At 55.6% G+C, this 24,116-nt stretch carries 24 protein-coding genes; 10 read left to right on the forward strand and 14 right to left on the reverse strand.

The annotated features are described in order from the left end of the window. Nucleotides 1–153: 153 nt before the first annotated feature. From PUV47_RS07890 to PUV47_RS07905, 4 genes are all read right to left on the reverse strand, one after another. Nucleotides 154–1,302, reverse strand: coding sequence for an acetate/propionate family kinase (locus tag PUV47_RS07890; RefSeq protein ID WP_274217972.1), 1,149 nt, complete (start codon nt 1,300–1,302; stop codon nt 154–156). A 197-nt stretch (nt 1,303–1,499) separates the two neighbouring features. Further along, entirely contained in the window at nt 1,500–2,393 is an 894-nt protein-coding gene (locus PUV47_RS07895; RefSeq protein WP_274217973.1) for an HAD-IIA family hydrolase, read from the reverse strand. 4 nt (nt 2,394–2,397) lie between these two features. Next, nucleotides 2,398–3,306: a glycerophosphodiester phosphodiesterase family protein gene (locus tag PUV47_RS07900; RefSeq protein ID WP_274217974.1), complete on the reverse strand. Its 909-nt coding sequence runs from the start codon at nt 3,304–3,306 to the stop codon at nt 2,398–2,400. Between the two features lie 254 nt (nt 3,307–3,560). Further along, nucleotides 3,561–4,154 carry a TetR/AcrR family transcriptional regulator gene (locus PUV47_RS07905; RefSeq protein WP_274217975.1) on the reverse strand — a complete coding sequence of 198 codons (594 nt, stop codon included), beginning with the start codon at nt 4,152–4,154 and terminating at the stop codon, nt 3,561–3,563. A 68-nt stretch (nt 4,155–4,222) separates the two neighbouring features. Between PUV47_RS07905 and PUV47_RS07910 the strand changes: the two genes are divergently transcribed. Both PUV47_RS07910 and PUV47_RS07915 read left to right on the forward strand, forming a co-directional pair. Continuing rightward, nucleotides 4,223–4,648, forward strand: a complete 426-nt coding sequence (locus PUV47_RS07910; RefSeq protein ID WP_274217976.1) for a VOC family protein — start codon at nt 4,223–4,225, stop codon at nt 4,646–4,648. A 148-nt stretch (nt 4,649–4,796) separates the two neighbouring features. After that, nucleotides 4,797–5,687, forward strand: coding sequence for an AraC family transcriptional regulator (locus PUV47_RS07915; protein ID WP_274217977.1), 891 nt, complete (start codon nt 4,797–4,799; stop codon nt 5,685–5,687). Here PUV47_RS07915 and PUV47_RS07920 read toward each other — a convergent pair. The 7 genes from PUV47_RS07920 to PUV47_RS07950 all read right to left on the reverse strand — a co-directional run bounded on the left by PUV47_RS07920 (nt 5,677) and on the right by PUV47_RS07950 (nt 12,361). Continuing rightward, nucleotides 5,677–6,012 carry a PTS fructose transporter subunit IIB gene (locus tag PUV47_RS07920; protein ID WP_274217978.1) on the reverse strand — a complete coding sequence of 112 codons (336 nt, stop codon included), beginning with the start codon at nt 6,010–6,012 and terminating at the stop codon, nt 5,677–5,679. The two genes, PUV47_RS07915 and PUV47_RS07920, sit on opposite strands and share 11 nt — an antisense overlap. 89 nt (nt 6,013–6,101) lie before the next feature. Continuing rightward, nucleotides 6,102–6,779 (reverse strand): fructose-6-phosphate aldolase, encoded by a 678-nt coding sequence (locus PUV47_RS07925; RefSeq protein WP_274217979.1) that lies wholly within the window; start codon nt 6,777–6,779, stop codon nt 6,102–6,104. A gap of 19 nt (nt 6,780–6,798) precedes the next feature. Beyond that, the gene (locus tag PUV47_RS07930) at nt 6,799–7,653 is read right to left on the reverse strand and encodes an SDR family oxidoreductase (protein ID WP_274217980.1); all 855 of its coding nucleotides are present in this window, start codon (nt 7,651–7,653) and stop codon (nt 6,799–6,801) included. 2 nt (nt 7,654–7,655) lie between these two features. Next, nucleotides 7,656–8,555, reverse strand: a complete 900-nt coding sequence (locus PUV47_RS07935; protein WP_274217981.1) for a [formate-C-acetyltransferase]-activating enzyme — start codon at nt 8,553–8,555, stop codon at nt 7,656–7,658. Next, nucleotides 8,521–10,821, reverse strand: coding sequence for a formate C-acetyltransferase (locus tag PUV47_RS07940; protein WP_274217982.1), 2,301 nt, complete (start codon nt 10,819–10,821; stop codon nt 8,521–8,523). The genes PUV47_RS07935 and PUV47_RS07940 overlap by 35 nt, the downstream gene beginning before the upstream one ends. Nucleotides 10,822–10,914: 93 nt before the next feature. Further along, nucleotides 10,915–11,235: a PTS fructose-like transporter subunit IIB gene (locus PUV47_RS07945; RefSeq protein ID WP_274217983.1), complete on the reverse strand. Its 321-nt coding sequence runs from the start codon at nt 11,233–11,235 to the stop codon at nt 10,915–10,917. Nucleotides 11,236–11,287: 52 nt separating this feature from the next. Beyond that, on the reverse strand, nt 11,288–12,361 hold the full coding sequence (locus PUV47_RS07950; protein ID WP_274217984.1) for a PTS fructose transporter subunit EIIC: 1,074 nt from the start codon (nt 12,359–12,361) through the stop codon (nt 11,288–11,290). Between the two features lie 451 nt (nt 12,362–12,812). Here PUV47_RS07950 and ptsP point away from each other — a divergent pair, with 451 nt between their 5' ends. From ptsP to PUV47_RS07965, 3 genes are all read left to right on the forward strand, one after another. Next, nucleotides 12,813–15,320, forward strand: a complete 2,508-nt coding sequence (ptsP, locus tag PUV47_RS07955) for a phosphoenolpyruvate--protein phosphotransferase (protein ID WP_274217985.1) — start codon at nt 12,813–12,815, stop codon at nt 15,318–15,320. Between the two features lie 114 nt (nt 15,321–15,434). Then, entirely contained in the window at nt 15,435–16,466 is a 1,032-nt protein-coding gene (locus tag PUV47_RS07960) for an oxidoreductase (RefSeq protein ID WP_274217986.1), read from the forward strand. Nucleotides 16,467–16,482: 16 nt separating this feature from the next. Continuing rightward, the gene (locus PUV47_RS07965) at nt 16,483–16,965 is read left to right on the forward strand and encodes a heme-degrading domain-containing protein (RefSeq protein WP_274217987.1); all 483 of its coding nucleotides are present in this window, start codon (nt 16,483–16,485) and stop codon (nt 16,963–16,965) included. A gap of 66 nt (nt 16,966–17,031) precedes the next feature. Here PUV47_RS07965 and PUV47_RS07970 read toward each other — a convergent pair whose 3' ends face one another. From PUV47_RS07970 to PUV47_RS07980, 3 genes are all read right to left on the reverse strand, one after another. After that, nucleotides 17,032–17,730, reverse strand: coding sequence for a GNAT family N-acetyltransferase (locus tag PUV47_RS07970; protein ID WP_274217988.1), 699 nt, complete (start codon nt 17,728–17,730; stop codon nt 17,032–17,034). 101 nt (nt 17,731–17,831) lie between these two features. Further along, complete coding sequence (locus tag PUV47_RS07975; protein ID WP_274217989.1) at nt 17,832–18,023, reverse strand: LysR substrate-binding domain-containing protein; 192 nt, start codon at nt 18,021–18,023, stop codon at nt 17,832–17,834. Then, nucleotides 17,978–18,721 (reverse strand): LysR family transcriptional regulator, encoded by a 744-nt coding sequence (locus PUV47_RS07980; RefSeq protein ID WP_274217990.1) that lies wholly within the window; start codon nt 18,719–18,721, stop codon nt 17,978–17,980. The genes PUV47_RS07975 and PUV47_RS07980 overlap by 46 nt, the downstream gene beginning before the upstream one ends. Nucleotides 18,722–18,872: 151 nt before the next feature. Here PUV47_RS07980 and PUV47_RS07985 point away from each other — a divergent pair, with 151 nt between their 5' ends. The 5 genes from PUV47_RS07985 to PUV47_RS08005 all read left to right on the forward strand — a co-directional run bounded on the left by PUV47_RS07985 (nt 18,873) and on the right by PUV47_RS08005 (nt 24,110). Beyond that, nucleotides 18,873–19,646: an SDR family oxidoreductase gene (locus PUV47_RS07985; RefSeq protein ID WP_274217991.1), complete on the forward strand. Its 774-nt coding sequence runs from the start codon at nt 18,873–18,875 to the stop codon at nt 19,644–19,646. A gap of 212 nt (nt 19,647–19,858) precedes the next feature. Further along, complete coding sequence (locus tag PUV47_RS07990) at nt 19,859–20,914, forward strand: ABC transporter ATP-binding protein (RefSeq protein ID WP_274217992.1); 1,056 nt, start codon at nt 19,859–19,861, stop codon at nt 20,912–20,914. A gap of 43 nt (nt 20,915–20,957) precedes the next feature. Beyond that, complete coding sequence (locus PUV47_RS07995; protein ID WP_274217993.1) at nt 20,958–22,310, forward strand: ABC transporter substrate-binding protein; 1,353 nt, start codon at nt 20,958–20,960, stop codon at nt 22,308–22,310. A gap of 46 nt (nt 22,311–22,356) precedes the next feature. Further along, nucleotides 22,357–23,262: an ABC transporter permease gene (locus PUV47_RS08000; protein ID WP_274217994.1), complete on the forward strand. Its 906-nt coding sequence runs from the start codon at nt 22,357–22,359 to the stop codon at nt 23,260–23,262. After that, complete coding sequence (locus tag PUV47_RS08005; RefSeq protein ID WP_274217995.1) at nt 23,262–24,110, forward strand: ABC transporter permease; 849 nt, start codon at nt 23,262–23,264, stop codon at nt 24,108–24,110. The genes PUV47_RS08000 and PUV47_RS08005 overlap by 1 nt, the downstream gene beginning before the upstream one ends. The last annotated feature ends 6 nt before the right edge of the window (nt 24,111–24,116 follow it).

The following is a 24,116-nucleotide window of genomic DNA, read 5'->3' on the forward strand; positions in this document are numbered from 1 at the left end:
GTATGAGCGGTTCACCCTGCAGGGCAGACAGGCCACATTGTCCTGAAGGTTTGTGGACGTCATCCAGCATGACTCGGCGGTTTTAGGCGGCATTTGGCCTCTCGCCCGAGGAGTGGTGCGAGTTGCGGGCGTCAGCAGCAGTGCGCCTTTCACTCAAAGCAGGTTGATGATGGCGCGTGCAATTACGAGTTGCTCGTTGGTGTTGACCACAAGAACCTTAGTGCGGCTCGTGCTGATGATTTCGCGGTTGGCCTCGTTGGCTGCCGGGTCGATGGCAATGCCGAAGAACGCCATTCCCTCGCAAACACGCTCGCGAATTTGCCATGCGTTCTCGCCAATGCCGCCGGTGAAAACGAGCGCATCGAGCCCGCCATTGGCTGCCGTCAGAGAGCCGATTTCCCGGCGGATGCGCGAAACGTAATAGGACAGCGCGTTGGCTGCATCCGGGCTGTCAGAGGCAAGCAGCTCTCGCATGTCGTTTGAAATGCCGGACATGCCTTTGAGCCCCGCTTCCTTGATCAAGAGCATGTGGACTTCATCGGCCGTCATGCCTTGCGCCATCAGATGAAAAACGACGCCGGGATCGAGCTGGCCACAGCGCGTTCCCATGGGCAGGCCGTCCATGGAGGAGAACCCGAGTGTGGAGGCAATGGGGGCGCGGCCCTTCACGCAGCACATGGAGCAGCCGTTGCCAAGGTGCGCGATTATGATGCGCGCGTCTTTCAGGTCTGGGTGGTGCCCTTCCACATAGCCGCTCACATAGTCGTAGCTCAGACCATGAAAGCCATAGCGCCGGATGCCTTCCTCATAAAAACGTTTGGGCAGGGCGTAGGTGTCGTTTTCAAATGGGTGTCCGCGGTGAAAGCCCGTATCAAAGCAGCCCACTTGAATGGCATCGGGAAACGCTGTCATGGCCGCACGCACGCCGGTGAGGTTCGGCGGCTGGTGCAGAGGAGCAAGGTGAGACAGCTCGTCCAGCTCTTCCAGCAGGGTTTCATCAAGCCGAATGGGCTCCGCATACTTCGTGCCGCCATGCACGATCCGGTGCCCGACGCCGGTAATATGCGTTTCGCCCAGAACCGGCCTCAGGGCATCCAGCACGGCGCGCAGGCCCGCAACATGGTCTGCCTCGCCAATCTCGGTGGAGGTCTTTTCATTCTGGGTCTCTAAAATGAGCTTTGCTGCGGGGCCGAGCGCATCAACCTGCCCGCTGGCGATTTCATCAAGCCCGCCGCTGCCTGGCACATACACGGCAAACTTGATGGAGCTGGAACCTGAGTTCAACGTCAATACTGCGGGCATGCTCAACTCCAGCTATCGCCGCCTTCGATGGGGTATGGTGCGGCGCGGTAGGTTTGTGTGCGACTGCGCAAAATACTATGCTGCAGATGCTAACACGAGCTGAGAAGAATGCCGAAGATAGCCGTTAGGTGTAGTTCCCCCAAAAAACAGCCTGTGCCAAGCGATCGGCAATCAGGCTGTCTGTCTCTGGCGGGGCATCAGATGGAGTGGGTCATCCAGTCCGGCCAGATGCCGCTTTTTTTCATGAGGGCGTGGATGTCCAGCCCAGCATAAAGGCCATGACCGGTTACCAGAACGGCCTTCCAGCCCTTGGCCTTCGCGCCAAGAACATCGGTATGCAGGGTGTCGCCCATCATCGCAATGCGGCTGCGCTCCACTGTCGGAAAACGGCTTTCCACGGCCTCAAACACATTGGCAAACGGCTTGCCGTAGTAACGTGTTGGAATGTCGAAAGCATCTTGAAGGGCATGGCCAAAGAAGCCGGGCTCCAGACTGAGGCCCGTTTCGCGGGGTGCCACCAGATCGGGGTTGGCCACCACCAGCGGGCGGGTGGATTTGCGCAGGCTTTCATGCAGCCTCTGTTGGTCTTCTGTTCCCCAGTTGTCTGCACTCAAAAACAAGAAGCCATCCACCCGGTCATAGTCCGAGCACTCGGATTTAAGGTGGATGTTTGGCAGGGAAAGCTCGCTGCTGGCAAACCCGTCGGGTGCGATCACGCCCCAAAGGCCGATGTCTTCTGCTTGTTCAAGATGGCTCTCGCAAACCAACCTGCTGGAGATGATCTCGTCCTTTGAAAAGTCAAAGCCGAGGCGCTCGAATTTCTGAACGGCTCCTTGCAGCGGATGGCTGGCGGCATTGGTGAGAACGATGACGTGCTTGCCAGCCCGGCGCAATTGATCGATGCGTTCCCGCGCCCCGGAAATCGCCGTGTTGCCCACGTTCAGCACGCCAAAAGCGTCAAACACAAACAGATCAATTTGATCCATCAACTCATGGAGGCCATTAATGGGCGTGGCGCTTCCAGATCCAGTGGCGTTCGGCAGGCGGCTGCGGATTTCTTCATAACGTTCGAACGCGGTTTCCGGCTTCATATGACTAACTTTCAAGGTTTTTCAGGCGTTCGCGAAGGGCCAAAGCTGTGGCCGGATCGTCGGTAATCATGCCGTCAACGCCGCTTTGCAGGTCTCGGGAGATATCCTCCGGCGTTGTCGCTGTCCAGGTGATCACTTCGAGCCCAAGCGCTTGAGCCGCCAGCCGCGCCTCGGTCGTCAGGTTGGCGTGATACGGGCTCCAAACAGCCGCGCCAACAGCTTTAAGTTGCTGCAAAAGGTTGGTGGTTCGTCCGTCAAAGCCAATGGGGGGCAGCCATGGTGACCCCTCATAAAGCGTTCCGGCGTCGCCGTTCTTCGGCAGGGCCGTCAGGTAGGAACAACGGATTTCTGGGTGCGCCTTGTGAGCAGCATCCAACAGCCCCCAATGGAAGGAATGCATGAAGCTTTGCTTCTCAAGGCCCTTGGCCTTGATTGCCCTACCAACCAAATCGGCAAACTCGGCCGGATTGGTGATGGCGTCGTCTTCTGGCCGGTGTTTGAGTTCCACCAGAAGCTCAACAGGTTTGCCGCTGTCACGCACCAGTGCCAAAAACTCATCTAGTGTTGGAACGGGAACGCCAGAGAGCTGTTTTTGGTTCGGGAACTTGGCGGCATACTTCGTGTCGGGGCGGATCGCCCCCATGTCGAACTGGCGCAGCTCCGCAAGCGTGAGGTCGCGCACCAATGGGCCTTCCTCGCTCAGCCACTTGCCGTTGGCATCGCGCGTCGTATCCGGCAACAAGGTGTGATTGTGCGTAACAACCGGCACATTGTCTTTGGTCAAGAGCACGTCTAGCTCGATGCCATCAACGCCAAGCTCCAAGGAATAGGCGAACCCTTCCAGTGTGTTTTCAGGCAAAAGGCACGGCGCGCCACGGTGGGCATAAATCTTTGTCTGGTCGACGTTGGTCATGTGCGGCTCAAAGGTCAGGCTGCAAGGCTGCGCAGCAGGGGCCAAACGGGGTATTTGTGCAGTGCTACGCCTATCTGCAATAGGTGACACTCATATGAACAATGAAGATTATCAAATGAACATTATTGATTGAGGCAGTGCTGACTTGGTGCTGGCGAATTGGCCCTGGGCAAGCGCATTGCCCGGTTCCATTGTTGATGCGGCGGGACTTGGTTGCACCGAGGAAAAGCCCTCACCAGCAGGGAAGAGGCAACTCACCGCATCAGACCGCGCAGCAGCACCTCAAGGGAGCTTATAAAACGGTTGGCATCGCCCCCTTGTGTGATTTCCAGCGCCGCCCGATCAAATCCGGCGGACAGCACCACGGAAAGCTCATCAAGCGGAAGATCTGTCTTGTTCGCCATTGCAGCTGCAGCGGCCAGGCCTTCCTTCAGGCTTTCACCGCCCGCTTTGCGATCAATCTCGCTCATGCCATCGGCGCCAAGCACAGCAGGACCGTCCACCAGCATCAAACGGGCCCGGCCGGGTACCTGCATCGCAGTAAAATAGCCACGCGCCCCGGAAATCAGCCCGTCGATAGGGTCCGTTGCCTCGAGGGCGGTGGCGTTGATCTCGTGGGCAATCGCTTCGGCCTCATGGGTAACAACGGCCCGGAAGAGATCCGCCTTGTCCGTATAGTGATGATAAAGCGCGCCGCGGGTGACCTCTGCCGCCTTTACGATCTCCGGGGTGCCTGTCTCTGCATATCCCTTTTCGACAAACAGAGAGCGGGCCGCATCCAGCAGCTTGCGAGTGGTGTCTTGCGAGCGCGCCTTGTTACTGCGACGCAGCGTAACTTTCTCTTGCATACATACAGCCTGTATGTTAATTCAAAAATACATACACACTGTATGTCGTTTGTCGAAGGAGGGCAATCATGCGATGCACCCAATACTATCCGGTCATCATGACCGACCAGGTTTCAGAGACGGCGCAGTTCTATTGCGCTCATTTTGGCTTTGAAAGAAAGTTTGAGGCTGATTGGTATGTTCACCTGCAATCAAAAGAGGATGACAAGGTGAATTTGGCAATCCTCGACGGCAGCCACGAAACCATTCCAGAAAAGGGGCCGGGCAAAGCCTCTGGCTTGCTGCTAAATTTTGAAGTGGAGGATGTTGATGCCGTGCATGATCGGCTGCAGGCCGCAGGCCTCCCGATTCTCCGCAGCCTGCGCGATGAGGCATTCGGTCAGCGCCATTTCATCACCCAAGATCCCAATGGTGTTCTGTTAGATGTGATCAAGCCGATCCCACCGAGTGACGCGTTTCTTTCACAATACGCCGAAGATGCGGTGCCGCGCTGACTTCATGTCATCAGAGTCAGGTCGATGTTGGACGGGCATCGACCTGATTAACTTCTGGTGCAATCAGAAGATACGCATTCAGCCCGCTTTCATCTGAGGCTGCGTCTCTGGTAGAACATCTCTAAGATATTAGAGTGAGTGGGGACCAATGGTGCGAACAGAGCTATCCTCTGGTGATGCCAACCTGACTGAGCGCTTTGAGGGCTATGCGCAAGAGCCGCACAGCATCAGACGCGTTTTTTATGCGGGCAATCTTCCTGCCCCGCCCCCGCTTGCCTATCAGGTTCACTTTCCGCGGCTTGAAATGGTGTTGGACGGGCAGTTGCTCATGGAGGTGGGCAACACGACCGGCGACGACACCCAACATTTGATGACGCGCGGAAGCGCGCTGTACATTCCCGCGGAGAGTTGGAACAAGCCAATCCTCACGCAGCCCGTGGAAACGTTGAGTATCTTGATCGGAAAACAAAGTTTCGGTCTCAGCATCTTGAAGTGGAATGGTGAGAGTTTTGATGCGGCACTGAAGCACAACATCATGCGCCGAGGGCCAAGAACCGGCACGTTTGTTGTGCAAGCGCTTGAAGAACTGAGCTGGCATGTTGAGGATCAGCAGACCGCACGGTTGCTGGTGGCTTCGTTGCTGAGCCACATTAGTGAGCTCACACACAAGGCGCCTGAAATCCCGTCAAAGAGCAAGGCTCTGTTTGAAGCGGTTCGCGGCTATCTTGAGCAGCACTACCATGAGCAGCTCACACGGGAGTCTGTGGCTAAACACTTCTACATTTCATCGAACTACCTGTCCCAGCTGTTCGCCAAGGAGGGCAAGGTCAAGTTCAATGAGTATCTGAACCACATTCGCTTGGAGCGGGCCAAATACTTGCTCAAAGAATACGACATGAAGGTGAAGGAGGTGGCCCACCGCTGCGGGTTCGCGGACAGCAATTATTTCTGCCGGATCTTTCGGGCTCAAACCGCACGCTCACCTTCAGAATACAGAACGCAGTACCGCAGCCGGATGAAGGCAGAAGCTACAGGCTGATTTTGGTGCCGGGAGGCGCGATCCGCAGCTTCTCCAGCGCATCAAGCACATGACTTGGGTCTTTCAAAAAAGCACTGATTGTTGAGCGCAGCACACGCGCGTTTTCGAAGCGCTCGTAGCCTTCGATGTTGATATCGGCGACAATCACAACGGCCTCAGCGTCTGCAATCACGCCCGCTGTCAGCGTGTTTTCTGAGCCAAGCGCACCCTGGGTCTCAACGGTGATCGAGTGACCGGCTTTTTTAGCTTTTTTTTCAAGGAGTTCAGCAGCCATGTAAGTATGAGCTACGCCACTCAAACAAGCTGTAACACCGACAATTCTCATAGTTGCGCCCACACACCACAGAAACCCTAGAGATATCATCTCGTAGGGCCTCTGTAATATGCGCTAAATCAAACCGGCGCAACTCTGATTTAGATGACGTCAAGTACTGTTGTGCCTTCCCCGTAAACGCCCTCCCAATCACTTACAAAGCCAGCAACGCCGGAATCTGTAAGGGGGTGAACCAGAAGCTGATCAAAAACGTCCGGAGCGATCGTGACGGACTGCGCGCCAGCCTTGGCAATTTCGTGCACTTGCTGAACATTTTTAAACGATGCAGCCAGCACCTTGGCGTCCAGCTTATAAACATCGATCAGATGTGCGATCTCTGCGGCCACTTGGGTCCCATCCGCACAAATGTTGTCGAGGCGATTTACGTAAGGTGCCAGGAACTCAGCACCTGCGACAGCCGCCATCAACGCCTGCTGAGGGGTCAAAATTGCGGTTGCGGTGATGCGAATGCCCCGTTCCTTCAACGCCTTCATGGCTTTGATACCCTGCGGTGTTACCGGGACCTTGATGATAATGTCCGCGTCGAGTTCACGCATGGCTTGCGCTTCCTCAATCATGACTTCAGCGGTCTTGCCCATCACTTGTGCGTGCAGCATGCGGTCGGGGCCGATGGCCGCCCGAATATCGCGGATGATATCAGAAAATGGACGGTTGGCCTTCGCGATGATTGAAGGGTTTGTGGTCACACCAGCAAGCGGGTAGAGGTCAACGGCCTTCTTGATCGCTTCGATGTCTGCAGTGTCGAGCATGTAAATCATGGGAGCCTCATTTAGTCTCTTAGTAGCCGAATTCTCTCAGGCATTTTGTCAAGGCAGCCTTGCTTTCAGTGAAGCGGATGCCATGGGCTGCAAGTTTGGATGTGTCCAGGCGCACATCGCGGGTCTTTGGTGCGGGCGCTGCTTCAAGCAGCTCTGCAAGGCGTTTTTCCTGCCCTAGCTCGCGCAGGATATGCTCCGCAATCTCATGGCGGCTGGCGGGGTTGTGAGCCCCGGTATGGTAGGTGCCATAAGGGATCTCGAAGATTTTCGGGAACTGGTCGATCAGTTCATGCGCATAGGTCAGGCCGCGGAATTCGTTGGGACGCTCCGCCATCTTGGTGCCGTTGATCAGGGCCTGCATTGCATTCCATAGAACATTCGGGTTGATGCTGGTCTGGCGCTCAGGGAGACCAAACAGCCAAGTGAAACGCAGGATCAACATTTCATCGAGGATTTCCCTGAGCTTGCCTTCGGCCTCCAGCTTGTTTTGGCCGTAAACAGTGTCCGGCACTGGCTCGTGCTCTTCTGTATAAGGGCCAGCTTCTTCGTTGCCGTTGAACACCTGCTCAGTGCTGATGAAAACCAGCTTCGCGCCGACCGCCTTACACGCCTTGGCAACGTTCATGGCACCTTCAACGTTCACCTTCCATGCGATCTCAGGATGTTTGTTGCAAAAGTCGGTCACGGCAATTGCAGCGGCATGGATTACGTAGTCAGGCTTCACGGAGCTGAACATGGCGTCCACCATGTCTGCGTTTGTGATGTCCAGCTGCTCAACATCGGTCGCGGTGATATCGAACTGCTCCTGATACTTCTTGATGAAACGGGTTCCAAAAAAGCCGTTTGCGCCTGTAATCAAGATTTTCTTTTTCATGGTCACCCACCAACGTTTACTTTGTAGCCACGCGCTTCAACCAGCGCCTTTATGGCCTCTACTTCATTGTCTGTCGGAACCGGCACATCCTTGAGCTCGTATTCCATCTCAAAGGTCTCGTACTTGTTGGCTCCGAACTGGTGGAACGGCAGCAGGTGGACCTCTTTCAAATCAAATTCACTCAGGTAATCGAGAATGGCCTGAATGTTTGCAGCATGCATCGTGTATCCCGGAATAAGCGGAATGCGGGGCACGACATGGGTTCCCTGCGCAATCAGGCCGCGGAAGTTATCGAGAGAGCGCTGGAGATTGATGCCAGTCGTCTTCTTTGCCGTTTCCGGGTCCATGATCTTTAAGTCATAAAGAACCTCATCGCAGTACTTGCCCATCTCCATCAACAGGGCTGTATTCCCATGGCCCGTCGTTTCAATTGCCGTGTTGTAGCCAAGGCGCTTCAAGCGCTTGAGAAGCTCTATGGCAAAGCGGGCCTGTGTCAGAACTTCGCCGCCAGACAGGGTGACGCCGCCGCCAGACGAGCGGTAGAACACGTCATCCTTTTCAATTTCCTTCAGCAGCTCGTCCATCGTCATGTCGGTGCCCACCAGCTCCAAAGCGCCGCTGGGGCATTCAGCAACATCCCAGGAACACACTTCGCAATGAATGCACTTGGTCTCCCGACGTATGACTTGCGGCTTGGACGATCTGGATTCCGGGTTGGAGCACCAGGGGCAGCTCAGCGGGCACCCCTTGAGGAAAACAACCGTGCGAATGCCTTCGCCATCATTCAGCGAATAACGCTGGATGTTAAACACCCGTCCCGTGGAAGGGGCAGCACCATCGCCGCCGCCCTCCAGACAGTCATTTGGCTTAGAGCTCATGGGCCGTTCTGCGAATGATGTCATCTTGGATTTCCTTGGAGAGCTCGACGAAGAAGGCGCTGTAGCCTGCCACGCGCACCACAAGGCCTGCAAAGTCCTCCGGGCGCTGCTGCGCTTCCCTGAGAGTGTCCGCATTGAGTACGTTGAACTGGATATGCTGCAGCTTCAGCTTCATGAACGCTCGCAGGAAGTCGGCAAGCTTGTTCAGGCCCTGCTCGCCTTCCAGTGTGGAGGGCGTGAACTTCACGTTCAGCAAGCTGCCGTTCGACAGAAGGTAGTTGTCAAGCTTGCTGACGGACTTCAGAACCGCTGTTGGGCCTTTTTGGTCCTTGCCCACCATTGGCGACAAGCCGCCGTCGGCCAGCTGATCACCGCTGTGGCGCCCGTCTGGCGTTGCGCCAACCACGGCGCCCAGCGGTACGTGGGCTGACACGGTGTACGAGCCGGGGGTGAAAATACCGCCGCGCGGGTTCGCATATTGCTCCACTTCCTTGCAGTAGAAGCGCAGGATGTCCGATCCGTATGTGTCGACACCGTCAATGTCGTTTCCGTACTTGTCGTAGCGGTTCATCAGGCGGGCGCGGATCTGCTCGCCCTTTTCTCCCTCGAAATTGCTTTCCAGAACTTCGATGAACTCCTTGAAGGTGGCACGCTTTTCGTCGAACACGAATGCCTTCAGCGATGCAAGTGAGTCTGAAAGGTTGGCAATGCCGATGCCCTGAACACCCGAGAAGTTGTAGCGTGCACCGCCGTAGGTGATGTCCTTGCCGTTGTCGATGCAGTCGCTGATGAAGGAGGACAGCAATGGCACGGGGGCCCAGTCCCGGTGCCCGATGTCACAGATGTTTGAGCCTTCCGCCATCAGCTTCACATAGTGGCGAATGTCCTGGCGAATTTCGCTCAGCAGCTGCTCGAAAGTAACCTCGGTGTTGTCCTTGTTGCGATCCAGCACAAGTTCCATCACCTTCAGCAGATTGAACATGGCAATGTCGTGCAGACCGTAGGTCTTGCCGGGGATTGAAAGCTCCACGCAGCCGACGACAGAGTAGTCCCGTGCATCTTCCAGCGAGACGCCTCGGTTCAAAAAGGCAGGAACGACCACTTCGTCATTGAAGATTTGCGGAATGCCCGTACCCATGCGCACGGTCTCTGCGGTCTTGCGCAGGAACTCGCGATCGATCAACTCGTTCACCCGAACGCCAAGGTTTGGCTGGGGCAGGCGAATGCTCTGATAGGCGTCGAGGCAAAGCGTGGACAGCTCGTTCACCGCGCTTCGACCATTGGCGGTCAAACCGCCGAGTAGAATGGTATAACCCGTCGGGAACCCGGCGAAGAATTTCGCACTGCCTGTTGAGCGCAGCAGCACAACATCGTTGGTCTTTACCCAGAGGCTTTCAAGATACTCCTTCAATGCCTCGGGGCTCTCACCTTTTGCAACAGATGCGCGGTAGAAGGGCAGCATGTATTGGTCAAAGCGGCCCAGAGACAGAGAGCTTGCGTTGGATTCGTATTGCAAGATCACATTCATGTACCAGAACAGCTGAATGGCTTCGAAAAAGTCCTCAGGCTTTTCTGTTGCGATCTTCGCGGAGAGCGCCGCGATTTGTAACAGCTCCTTCGCGCGCCCGTCGTCGCCGCAGGTCTTTGCCATTTCGCGCGCCAGCGTTTCATAACGACGAATGTGACGGATAGAGGCTTCGAGCAGGATCACGACTGCCGAAAAGAAGGCATTGTCAGGGTTCTTGACGCTGTGGTCTTTCAACTCGTCTAGCAACGCCCCCAAGCCATTGCCCAAAAGACGTTCAAAGTCGATGATGATGTGCCCTTGCCCTTTGTCGGTTTGGTTCACGCTGAAGATCTTCTGCGCAGTCGCAGCCTTGATCTCTTCAGGAAACTGGCTGTTGATGAAGTCCTTCATGGAGCGCTTGGTCCAATAGGGCAGCAGCTCTTCACGGTAGATCTTCTTGTCTTCCTCGCTGATGTGGAACTGGTCTTGGGGGCGGGTATCAAAGATATCCAGTTCCTTGTCGAGCCAGTAAGGATCCATCTCGGGGGACATGATACCCGCGCGCGGCTTCACGGTGCGATTGCCCGCGATCAGCTCGTCACTGCGGATGGAGATTGCTACATTGTCGAGAATATGTGCGGTCGCGAGAGCCCGGCGCACGAGCGTGTGTTGGCCTTCAGTCTGTTTGTGGCTTTCTGTGTAGAGCAGGGCGCGTTCAAGAGAAATCTCGCGCTTGTCTTTGAAGAGGTCTGCCTTTAGGCGTTCAATTCTTGGAGTGCTCATCAAAAGCTCCGTGGTGGCTTCGCGTTCGGGAAATTTTTTGAGTATTTTTCGGGGGAAGCAGGGAGCCTTAGCTCCCTGCGGGCCGTCTTGGGATCAGGCAGCCTGGTTGATGTGGGCTTCAATCTTGTCCATCACCGCAGCAGCGCGTTTTACTGCATCGCTTACACCGATGCGGACAATCAGCTTACCTTCAAAGCGCTCTTGACCTTTGATGTCGATGTCCTTGGTGAGGATGACAACATCTGCTGCTGATACGTCTTCAGCGGTCAGCTCGTTTTCGGTGCCAATGGAGCCCTGGGTTTCAACTTTACACCCCCAGCCCTTTGCCTTTGCAGCTTGTTCGATTGCTTCAGCGGCCATGTAGGTGTGGGCTACGCCAGATGGGCATGCAGTTACTGCTACAACGTTGGTCATGATTTTCGCCTTTTGTTTTTAAATGTCGTGTTTGGGTCTGTGCGCTGTTAAATCAGCCGAAGGAGATGTCGAGTTCGCTATCGTCCTCGGCTTCCTTTTTCGACGGTGCTTCCTTGCGCATTGCCTTGAGGGTGTTCACCATCAGGGCGGTGACGACAGCGCCAACAGCCAGGGCAACAATGAAGCCGAAGCGACCATCAACAACAGGGAGCACGATGAGGCCGCCCCAGGCTGCGAAACACTCAACGCCCAGCAGAGCTGCGGTTACAGCACCGCATGCAGTACCAATCATGATGGATGGCAGAACGCGGAGTGGGTCCGCTGCGGCGAAAGGAATTGCGCCTTCGGTGATGCCCACGGTGCCCATCAGGAAGGAGGCGCGGCCAGCTTCCTGCTCAGTAGGTTCATAAAGCTTCTTGTTGATGAACGTGGCAAGGCCCATGCCAATAGAAGGAACGGCCACAGACACAGCGCTGATACCAGCAACGTTGTAGATGCCTTCACCCACGCACATGATCACGAAGGCATAGGCCACCTTGTTGACCGGTCCGCCCATGTCGAAAGCGATCATCAGGCCCATCACGATTGCAAGAACCACGATGCTGGAATCCTGCATGCCGCGGAGGAATTCGGTCAAGGATGCCGTGGCCATGCCGATGGGCTCACCGATACCCCACACCATGACACCAGCCGTGATGAAAGTGCCCACGATTGGGATGACGAAGATCGGCATGATGGAGCGCGCAAACGCTGGCACTTTGATCTTCTTGAGATAGTGCACAATGATACCAGCGAGCAGACCGGCGAAGATCGCGCCGAAGAAGCCGGTGTTGTACATGTTCGCGCCAATGAAGGCAGCGATTGCGGCCGGAGCAAGGGCCGAGCGGTCGGCAATTGAATAGCCGATGTAAGCCGCCAAGATTGGCACCATCAGCTGAAAGCCGGCAACACCAATAAAGAACAGGTCATGAAGCCATGTCCCTTCAGCAGGAACAGCACCTTCACCGTACAGCATGACAGATGCTGCAAGCAAAATGCCGCCTGCTACCACGAATGGAATCATGTATGACACACCTGTCATCAGGTGCTGCCTTGTATTTTTCAGGATCAAGATAAGATCATTCATCTGATAATCCTCCCCAGAGAATAAGAACGAATAACGATCGGATGCTTCCAATGGGCCCGACCTCGATGAGGCCTTTGGAAATCGTCGTCAGTATGAGAAATTTTGTGCTATCCAAGTAGAGGACAAAAATACTATTTACTGGATAAATGTTAGATATATGCCGCGGAGAAATATACGAAAAAGACCTTATGTGAAAATGTATATATTACATTTGTCGTTTTAAGTATCTGATAAATAACTATAAATAATATGGATATTGTTGATGTGCGATTTTGCCCTCGGGAACATATCTGATATATGTAGTATTTCTGATGAAGGTGAATGAGGTGTGGTATTCTAACGTTTGTCCAGTAAAACGAAGTTTTGTCCAATGGAGCTGCGCGCTGTTCCTCGCTACAGTTCGTTCAACAGCTTGACCCAGAGCTACCCTATTGATTCTGAGGGACACAAAATGAAAACCTTCACCTTTACTTGCGAGTTGCCAAATGGCGTTCATGCCCGCCCGGCAAACCACGTAGAGACGCTGTGCAACAACTTCACCTCTGAAATAAAGTGGACCAACGAACGCACCGGTATCACTGGCAACGCCAAGAGTGTCCTCTCCTTGATTGGTACCGACACCCTTTACAAAGACAGCTGCACCATCTCCATCGAGGGCGCTGACGAGGGCGAGGCCTATGAAAAGGTCAAGCAATTCATTGATACCGAGTTCGAGCATTGCGACGCGCCTCTGGAGACCGGCGGCGAAGACGCGGGCGAGTTCCTGCCGTTGCCGCGCAACTTTTCCAACTTGCAGGCAGAACATGTTCGGGGGCGCGCTGTAAGTGGCGGTTTCGGACAAGGCCTGCTGGTTCGCGTAGGTGCGGTCAACTTCGACAGCCTGACCGATTTGCCCGCAGCCAAGTCAGCCAAGGAGGAGGAAGCCCAGCTTCAAGTTGGTTTTGAAACGCTCGCGCGCACCTTCAAAGTTCAGTTGGCAAGTGCGGCGGCAACCGAGGCCGATGTGGTCAAGGCCCACCTGGCTATTGTACGGGATGTGGAGTTCAAGGCCACTCTTGACGGAAATCTGGCGGATGGCGCAAGCGCAGCTGAGGCAGTCATTGCAACGGCAAAGCACTACAGCGCGCAGCTTCAAAACTCCGCCAGCGCTTACATGCGCGAGCGTGAGTTGGATATTCGCGATGTATGCTTCCAGTTGCTTCAGGCAATCTATGGCGAAGAAAAGTTCTCCAATCAGCTGACGCTCAAAGGGCCAACGGTTTGTGTGGCGGACGATCTGACCCCAAGCCAATTCCTTGAGCTGGACAAAAGCCTGCTGAAGGGGCTGATCCTGACCCGCGGCGGCAGCACGTCACACACCGTCATTTTGGCGCGCTCTTTTGCGATCCCAACTCTGGTTGGCGTCGATGAAGCCAAGCTCGGCGACAAACTCGGCGCGCAGGTTCTTGTCGATGGTGATCTCGGCCTGGTCGTAACCGACATCACTGAGCCGGTAGCGCGCTATTACGAGCAGGAGCAGCGTGTTCAAGACGCCGTAAAAGACCGTCAGGCCGCGTTCAGAGATCAGAAGGGTATGACGGCAGATGGCAAGCCGGTGGAATTGGCGGCAAACATCGCCCACTCCATCGAAGCCTTCCCGGCTTTCAAAAACGGCGCGGAAGCCATCGGTCTGTTCCGAACCGAGATGCTGTATATGGACCGCACGTCCGCCCCGGATGAAGATGAGCTCTACAACATCTACTGTCAGGCTATTGAAGCGGCAGAAGGCAAGTCCATCATCATTCGAACCATCGACATCGGTGGCGATAAGCCTGTCGACTATCTGAAGATCCCTGCGGAAAACAACCCGTTCCTCGGTTACCGTGCCGTTCGTATCTACGAAGAGTTCAGCGACTTGTTTAAGGAACAGCTGCGCTCGATCCTCCGCGCTTCTGCTCATGGTTCCTTGAAGATCATGATCCCGATGATCTCTTCCTTGGAAGAAATCCTTTGGGTCAAGGACGTTCTGGCAGAAATTCGTCAGGATCTTCGCAAAGAACACATTCCGTTCGACGAGAAAATTCCGTTGGGCATCATGGTCGAAGTCCCATCCGTGGCCTTCATCATCGATCAGTGCTGCGAAGAAGTGGATTTTTTCAGCATCGGTAGCAACGACCTCACTCAGTACCTGATGGCCGTTGACCGGGATAATGCAAAGGTGACCAAGCACTACAACAGCTTGAACCCTGCGTTCTTGCGTACCCTTGATCACATCGTCAGTTCCGTCCACCGCCACGGCAAGTGGGTTGGCCTCTGCGGTGAACTTGGTGCGAAAGGCTCTGTTCTGCCTCTGCTCATCGGCATGGGTCTTGATGAAATCAGCATGAGTGCTCCCAGCATTCCGGCAACCAAAGAGCGTGTCTCCAAGCTCGACAGTCGCGAATGTCGCATCCTGCTCAACAAGGCCATGGAATGCCGGACCTCCCTGGAGGTGGAACATCTTCTTGCCCAGTTCCGCATGGAACAGTCTGATGCGCCTCTCGTCTCCCAAGAGTGCATCACGCTGGATGTCGACCTGCGCTCCAAGGAAGAGGTTATCAAGACGCTATCTGATAACCTCTTCCTCGCTGGACGCTGCCGATACCGCGACAAGCTGGCAGATGATTTGTGGGCGCGCGAAGATGTGTTCTCAACTGGCCTTGGCTTCGGTTTCGCGATCCCGCATACCAAGTCTGAACATATCGAACAGTCAGCGATCAGCGTTTCCCGTCTGGCACAGCCAATCCAGTGGGGTGATGAGGAAGCTCAGTTCATCATCATGTTGACGCTGAACAAGCATGCCGCCGGTGACCAGCACATGAAGATCTTCTCAAAGCTGGCCCGCCGGATCATGCAGGAAGAGTTCCGCAAAAAGCTCATGAACGCGGGATCTGTCGCCGACGTGGAAGCAACCTTGAAGAAAGAATTGGAACTTTCCTGACCGCGACACTCTGATGGTGACCCTGCACCTCCCACAGGGCACCATTCCTCCCTGGCAGCCCGGCTCCTCCGCGCCGGGTTGCCGCTTTTCTTTTTGGGAGCAGCAGGGAACGCTATGACCGCGATAAAGACAGCACTAGTGGGCTTTGGTATTTCCGGGCAGTCATTTCAGGCACCGATTATCGAGGCTCTGAAAGAGTTTGAACTGACAAGCGTCGTCTCCAGCAACCCGGCAAAGGTAAAGGGCCAGTTGCCGGATGCGGCTGTCTACGCTTCCCTTGAGGAGCTGCTTGAAAAGGGTGATGAGGAGCTGGTGGTTATCGCAACCCCGAATGAACTCCATGGCCCGTTTGCAGAAAAGGCCTTGCGCGCAGGCAAGCATGTGGTGGTGGAAAAGCCGTTCACCATTGAAAGTGCCGAGGGCGAACGCATTGCGGCTCTGGCGCAGGAGTTTGGCCAGAAGCTTAGCATCTATCACAGCCGCCGTTTTGATGGAGACTACCTCACCATCAAGAGGTTGATGAATGAGGGCCAGCTGGGCACCGTTCATACCTTGTTTTCAAGCTACAACCGGTTTCGCCCAGAGGTGAAGGTACGTTGGCGCGAGCAGGACATACCAGGCGCTGGAATTCTTTATGATCTTGGATCTCATTTGATCGATCAGGCTGTATCCCTCTTTGGCGTGCCGCAAGCGGTTACGGCCAAGCTGCGCCAGCAGCGTCCGGGTGCTCAGGCCGTTGATCACTTTCACATCTGCCTTGCTTATGAGGGCTGTGATGTAATCGTCCACGGCAATAACCTCAGCACCGCCGAGGGCCCGCGCTTTCAGGTGTTTGGCACCAAAGGGGCCTTCATCAAATACGGCATGGACACGCAAGAAGACTTGTTGCGGGAGCTTAAAGGTCCGGGGTCGGACGGGTGGGGCGAAGACCCGCAAGCTCGGTGGGGAGAGTTCACTGATTCTGAAGGCAAAACAGTATCCGTGCCAACGGAGCGTGGCGGCTATGAACAGTTCTATCTGGAAATGGCTGCGGCAATTCGCAGCGATGCCCCGGTGCCTGTGGAGCCAAGACAAGCCATAGCCACCATCAAGATCATCGAGGCTGCCTACGAAAGCAGCGCCGCAAACAGAACCGTATTTCTGTAGTCTATCGAGGCGCGACATGTCAGAACTTCTGCACACCCTGCTTGAACAGGAAAGCCGACTTCAGTTCACCTGGTTTTCTCATGATCGGGCTTGGGATCTGGGCTGTGCCCTTAAAGCCGCTGCGGAAGAACGCGGGGCGAGTGTGGCAATCGATATCACGATGAACGGCTTGACCCTGTTCTCATTTGTCATGTCTGGTGCGCGTGGTGACAATCTTGAATGGGTGCGGCGCAAGAAGCACTCAGTGGACCGTTATCATCACAGCACCTGGTACCTTGGCAACTATTATAAGGCCAAGGGAAAGAGCATGTACGACGACTCTGGCGTCGATCCAAAAGATTTTGCATCCCATGGTGGCAGTTTCCCTTTGATCATTCGTGATGTAGGGGTAGTTGGATCAATCACGGTTTCCGGTCTACCACAGGAACAAGATCACCAACTCATTGTAGACGTGCTCTTTGAGTTCCTTGATGAGGATGAAAAGGCTCTGACCGACTAAGAGGGCCTTTCATAGCCAGCGCTCCCTCGTTCGTTCGCCTGTACGAGGGGGCGCAAAGCTCTCCATTTACCTAGCAAGTCGCAAAGGATTGATCTGGCGGCCATCGGCGTCAAAGTTCTCCTCCCGAAGCCATATCTCCAATCCGGCTTTTATGTGCGGCCATTCTCCATCCAGTATAGAGAACCAGGCCGTGTCGCGATTGCATCCCTTCACCACCCTGTCTTGCCGGAAAATGCCCTCGAATGTGAAGCCAAGGCGTTCTGCAGCGGCGCGAGACTTCTCGTTGAGGGCGTGGCACTTCCATTCATATCGCCGGTACTTCAGATCTTCAAAAACGTGCCGCATCATCAGGTACATGGCTTCCGTCGCCAGTGCCGTTCGCTGGAGTTGGCTGGAAAAGTGCAGGTTCCCAACCTCAATGGAGCCGTGGGCTGGATCTATGCGCAGATAACTTGCAACGCCCACGGCTGCCCCGCTACGGCGATCAAGGATGGCATAAAACAGCGCGTTTTGATCCCGGGTTGCTGCTGCGAGCCAGCGATCAAACGCCTCCCGTCCGTCAAAGGGGCCGATGGCAAGGTACGTCCAGTTGGCCTCGCTGCCTTTTGCGCAAAGCGCGGCCAAAAGATCGTCACCGTGCAGGGCGGGGTCCAAGCGGTTAAGGGTGACACGGGGCCCTTCAAGTGTACTGGCCTCTGGCTTTTGGGTGCCTTTCCAGTCAGGCAAGTGCGCGCCAATGGGTTGGCCATGTTCGTTCAGCTGCATTCTGCTATCCTGCTGAGTAAGGTTGATGCTGGCAGCCTAGCGAAAATGTGGATCTCTAAAATATCCAATTCAACATAAATTATAGTACCAGTTGGCCTGTCTCAGAGGTGAGCCTTGAGGAAATCCAGAACAGCCCGCGTCTTGGCGGGCAGGTAGGCGCGGCTAGGATAGAGTGCGTAGGCCGCTGTATCGAACTCCGTCGCCGTTACTTCATGGTCTTCAAAAAGACGCACCAGACTTCCGGATTTCAAATCGCCGTCGACCAACCAGTCAGCGAGCAGAGCTGGCCCCAACCCATGTCGCGCTGCTTCACGTACGGCCAGAGGGCTTGAAATGAGCAGCTTCCATCGACGGAAATTTCCCTCAAATTGCCATCCTTACCTCTAAAGCGCCAAACATGCGGTACGCGTGGCAACGCATATCTCAAGCAATTGGCCTCCTTGAGATCCTCTGGGGTCGCAAGGGGAGGGCTGGTTTTCAGGAAATCTGGAGAAACACAAATATAATAACGGGTTGTACGCAGTCTGGTGCTGATCAGCTCCCCCTCTGGGGCAGGCGTAAGACGGATTGCAAGGTCAATTCCGTTCTCTACCAAGTCCAGATTGCTGTCGGATAATTGCAGTTCAACGATCAGGTTGGGCAGTTGCGCCTGCAGCTTGTGTAGCAACGGCACAATACATTCGCTCCCAAACGCAATGCTCGCTGTAAGACGCAATGTTCCCGTCGGATTTTGTCGGAATGCCGCCGCCTCCTCGTGGGCCAGCTCCATTTCATCCAGCAAGGGCCCGATGCGTTCCAGGTAGCGCGCCCCTTCTTCCGTGAGTGTCAGGCGACGGGTGGAACGTTGAAACAAGCGCAAAGCAAGCTGTTCCTCGATACCCGCCACACTGCGAGAGATGGAGGAGGGGTCTACATTCTTCAGTCGAGCAACGCGCGCAAAACTGCCATGTGTTGCGACAAGCGCAGCGATCTTCAAAGCATCAAGGTCCATTCGTGCAAACTACGCAGGAATGTAATGCATGACTAGAGGTTTTTAGCAGTCTGCGCATGAAATAAAACCTCGAAAGCGACGCACGGTTTGTCTAAGTACTACAACTAGGCCGTGTTGGCATTGTCTCGCAGGATGAACAACGGAGTGTGAAATGAGTGCAGTTGAAGGCAAGCGCGTTATCATTACTGGCGCCAGCCGGGGAATTGGTGAAGCAGCGGCCCGCCTTTTGGCGGAGCAGGGCGCAAAGGTCGTGCTGGCCGCGCGCGGTGGTGAAGCGATCAAGAAAATTGCGGAAGAGATCGTGGCAGCTGGGGGCGAAGCCTCAGCATTTCCATGCGATGTCAGCTCCTACACCGCCGTTGCTGCGCTCGTTAAGCATACGGTAGACACCTTCGGCGGTGTCGATGTTCTGGTGAACAATGCGGGCGTCATTGAGCCGATTGCACCTCTCATTGAAAGTGATCCGGAAGAGTGGGCAAAGGTTGTCGATATCAACATCAAGGGTGTTTACTACGGCATGCGCGCAGCGGCCCCAGAAATGCTGAAAGTCGGCGGAGGCACAATCATCAATATCAGCTCAGGGGCAGCCTATGCGCCACTAGATGGCTGGAGCCAATACTGCACAACCAAGGCAGGCGCGCTCATGCTGACCCGCTCTGGTCACAAGGAATTGGGCGACAAGGGCATCCGCGTCGTGGGTCTGTCGCCGGGAACTGTTGCAACGGAAATGCAGGTGGCCATCAAGTCCTCCGGCATCAATCCGGTGAGCAAGCTCGACTTCTCGGTCCACATTCCAGCGGAGTGGGTGGCCAAGACAATTGCCTTCCTCATGGGGCCGGGCGGTGATGAGTATCTCGGCAGCGACTTTTCGTTGAAGACCAATGAAGGCCGCATGGCTGTTGGCTTTCCCGGGCTTGATGGATAATACCTAGTGATGTATGGATTAGGTGAAGAGCGTCAACCATTTGGCGCTCTTCACCTTTTAATCACACTGGTTTTACTGTACCCATTGAAGCACTCTAAAATAGTCTGGGCACCCATAGGGGTTTTGCCATGAAACGGGGTGCAAAGAGGATCGGTGCAGGTGTTCGCGTGTCGCCAGTTTGAACGACAGAGCTCAGGGCTCGGGAGGTGCGTGTGACGCAGCTACGGCTCACCGACCTTTCCAAGGAATTTTCCGACCAAGTTGCCGTTCGCGCCGTGAACCTCTCCATTGAAGCGGCAGAGTTCATTGTGCTCCTCGGCCCCTCTGGTTGTGGCAAGACCACCACCTTGCGCATGATCAGCGGCCTCGAAACGCCGAGCGCAGGTGCCATCCTGTTTGATGGGGAAGACATGACCAGCGTCCCGGTGCAGCACCGCCACGTGGGGCTGGTGTCGCAGCGCTTCAACTTGTTCCCGCACATGCGTGTTTACGACAATGTTGCCTTTGGCTTGTCGGTGCGCGGTATCCCCGCCTCAAAGATCAAGGCTCAAGTTCACGACATGCTGGAGGCCGTGCAGCTTTCAGAGTATGCGGACCGTTTTCCCTCCCAACTTTCGGGCGGACAAATGCAGCGTGTGGCCATTGCGCGTACTTTGGTCACTTGTCCCAAGGTGCTCCTTTTGGATGAGCCCTTTGCCAGCTTGGACACGTCCTTGCGCACCGAGATGCGCAGCTTTTTAAAGCAGCTGCAGCGCGACATGGGCATGACCACGGTGCTGGTGACCCATGATCAAGTGGAGGCCATGGATTTGGCAGACCGGATCGCCGTGATGTTTGACGGCGAGCTGGCCCAGCTCGGCACGCCGCAACAGGTTTACCATCACCCGAAATCGGAGCGCGTCGCGCGCTTCATGGGGCATTCGAATATCTTTGAATGCACTGTTCTCGCGGAAGAAAAGATTGAAACGCCATTCGGCCCTCTGGACGCCAGCACAAATGGGGCTGCAGCCGGGCGGAGCAGAGCCATGGTGCGCTATGAAGCCATTGAACTGGTGGAGCCTTCAGACCACTCTTCGGCGCAATGCCAGATCAACAGGCTGTCCGGCACCGTAGAGGCCGTCGAATTCTTGGGGGCTGTGACACGCTGCGCCGTACAAGTTGGCGCTCACCGTCTTGTCATGGACCAGCCCTCCACCAGTGTTCTGGAAGTGGGGCAACCCGTCAATTTGCAAATTCATCGGGATCACATTGGAGTTTTGTCTAGGTAAGGGTGCTTGGGACACCTTCAGACAACAATCATGGGGAGTATCAATGAAGAACTTGAAGAAAATCGGATGGAGCGCCGTGCTTCTGACCGCGCTGCTGGGCACCACGACCGCGCACGCAATGGATGACGCCGAGTTCCGGTCTCAGTTTCTCTCCGGCTCGATGGACTGGAGCGAGGTGACCAAGCGGGCGCAGGACGAAGGCACCGTAAACTTCTACTATTGGGGTGGCAGCGATATCATCAATCTCTGGATTGATCAGGTAGCCAAGCCCGCACTGGCCGAAGAAGGCGTCACCCTCAACCCGGTGCGCATCACCGCCACCAAGGATACTGTTGACGTGATCCTTGCTCAGCTTGCTTCTGGCAAAGGCGAGGGAGAGGGCTCCGTGGACATGCTCTGGGTCAACGGCGAGAATTTCTTCACGCTCAAGCAACAAGGTGCGCTTTGGGGCAGCTTTGCAGACAAGCTTCCAAACTCCGTGAACTTCGAATGGGACAACGCTGACCCGCGCGCGCAGCTCAACCTCAGCGATTTTGGCACGGCCACTGACCGCATGGAGATGCCATGGTCCGGCGAGCAGTATGTCTGTGCGGTCGACCGCGCTCATGTATCTCAAGAGGAAACCCCAGCCACCTTCGAAGATCTGAAGGCGTATCTGGAACAGAACCCGGGCAAGTTCGCCTACGTGAAGCCGCCGCATTATCTGGGCAACACATTTGTGCAGTCCGTGCTTTATGCGCACAATCCGGAAGGCACGGGTGCCGAGCCGTTCCAGCTCTCGCTTGAGGAGCTTGGTGCAGACAAGCTTGCAGCGCTGATCGAGCCGGGCTTCGCATACCTGAAGGAAATCGAACCACTCCTGTTGGGTGGGCCGCAGGGCAACCCACGCTATCCAGAGGGCCCCTCCGAGCTGGACAATCTGTTTCTGAACTCTGAGGTGCACTTCAACTGCAAGTTCGGCCTTTATGGTGTCTATGCGGGTTTGATTACCGGCACATACCCGGAAACAGCGGAGGAAATGATTTTCCCAGCGGGCAACATGATCAAGAACAAGAGCTATCTTGCCATTCCGCTTAACAGTCCGAACTCGGCTGCGGCCTTGGTTGCAATCAACTACTTCTCTTCCGTTGCCTCTCAAGCTGCCATGATGAAACAGGCAGGCATGCCGGCTGGGCTGGATACCTGGAAGCTTGCAGAAGCGGATCAAGCCATCATCAATGAAGCCGCGCCGCCGCACTACGGTGTGACGCAGGCAGAGTTTGACGCCAACATCGCGCCAGACACCAACGCCAGCCTCGTGGACGTCATTGAAGGCACATGGCTTGAGGTGATCGAGCGCGGTTCGGACAAGCCAATCAAGGATGTGGTGGCCGAAGTGGTCGCCAATCTGAAGTAAACAAGAGGAGAGGGCGAGCATTGGCCTCGCCCCTTCATTCCCTGAGATGATCCAGCACGACCGCCCCAGTTCACACCGCCAACCTTTAAGCCTTCGGGAAAAGCTCCAGCTTGCCCCGTTGCTTCTGGTCATGCTGGGTTTGTTTGGCGGTGCGCTTGTGCTTGGTCTGCTTCAAAGCTTCGGTTTTGCGCCTTGGTTCGGCATCAACGAGTTTCCCAACCCCGATTACTTCGTGGCACTATGGTCTTCGCCGGATTTCTGGCTTTCCCTTGGGCTCACGCTCTACTACGGCGTCGTTTCAACGCTGTTGGGGCTGATCATCTCTGTGCCGCTGGCGTTGGCGTTTGAGCGTCGCTTTTGCGGCTCAAAGGTGCTTTTGGCCGTCTCGCGTTTGCCGCTTATGGTTCCGTACAGTGTTGGGATCGCTCTTGCGTTGATCATGCTGGGGAACGGCGGCATCATTTCCCGTCTTGCGGCCAGCTTGGGCCTTATTTCAGATCCCGGCGCGTTCCCGGCCATCCTGCACAGTCATTGGGGCTGGGGCATCATTGCCGTTTATGTCTGGAAGCAGGTGCCGTTCATGACCATGGCCATTCTGGCTGTCCTTTTAGGGCTCGGTCAGGGCACACGGGAAGCAGCCATGGTCCTTGGGGCCCGCACGCATCAGGTATTCTGGCGAGTAACGCTCCCTCAGCTCATGCCCGGCATCGTCTCCGCCTCTCTCATCTGTTTTGCCTTCAATGTCGGCGCGTTCGAGGCCCCGTTCATCCTTGGGGGTGGCTATCCGGAAACACTTCCCGTGTTGGCATGGCGTTACTTCAACGACGCCAACTACGTCTATCAGCTTCAGGGCATGGCGGTAATTGTCTCGCTCACGCTGGTTTCCGGGGTCATCTTGGCAGGTTACCTGTTTGCCTATCGCCGCTTTGAACGCAAACGGGGGCGCCTTTGATGGCCAGCGCAAGCCTTCGCTCTCTCACGTTCGGGCAGAAGCTGCTCATTCTCGCCGTGCTTGCCTTTACCATTGGCCCGTTCGCACCGCTCATCATCCAGAGCCTTGCGTTCCGCTGGGCATGGCCGGACCTGCTGCCCTCCGTCTGGTGGCTCGAACAACGGCAGATTTCGCCGTTCCCCTTGGCGTGGGATTATGTGCTGTCGCCCACCTCAAAGGTGCTTGAAGCAACAGTAAACACCATCGGCATCGGTGTTGCCGTATCGTTGCTCTGCCTGCTCATTTGCCTGCCCGCGGCGCGGGTTCTGGCAAGAGCAAACTTCCGCGGCAAGAAGCGTCTGGAGTTTTTTCTGTCACTTCCGTTGCTGGTGCCGGAAGCCGCCATCGGCATTGCGCTTTTGATGATCTTTACGGGGTTGGGCCTATCAGGCACGTATGTGGGGGTCATCATCGTCCACCTCATTCCCACCGTGCCTTACATGGTGCGCATGCTCACCGCCGTGTATCAGGGGCTGGATCAAGGCTTTGAGGACAATGCCCGCGTCCTCGGCGCCAACGATTGGCAAGTGCTCACCCGTGTCACCTTGCCCATGCTTATGCCTGGGGTGCTTGCCGGGGCGCTCTTTACTTTCCTTGTGTCAACGAATCTGTTTTTGCTCACATTCTTCATCGGGCAGGGCAGCATCGTCACTCTGCCAACCCTTTTGTTCTCGCAGATATCTGGCGGGGCCATGGGCGCAACGGCGGCAGGCATCGCGCTGGTGGCGTCCTTGCCGGGGCTCATCCTGCTCGTGCTCTCGGACCGGTTGATCCGAGAAGAAGCTTTTGCCCTTGGAATTGGCGAATAGAGGCTG

Origin of the sequence: Pseudovibrio exalbescens (genome assembly GCF_028737195.1) — a bacterium.
Taxonomy (GTDB): Bacteria; Pseudomonadota; Alphaproteobacteria; order Rhizobiales; family Stappiaceae; genus Pseudovibrio; species Pseudovibrio zosterae.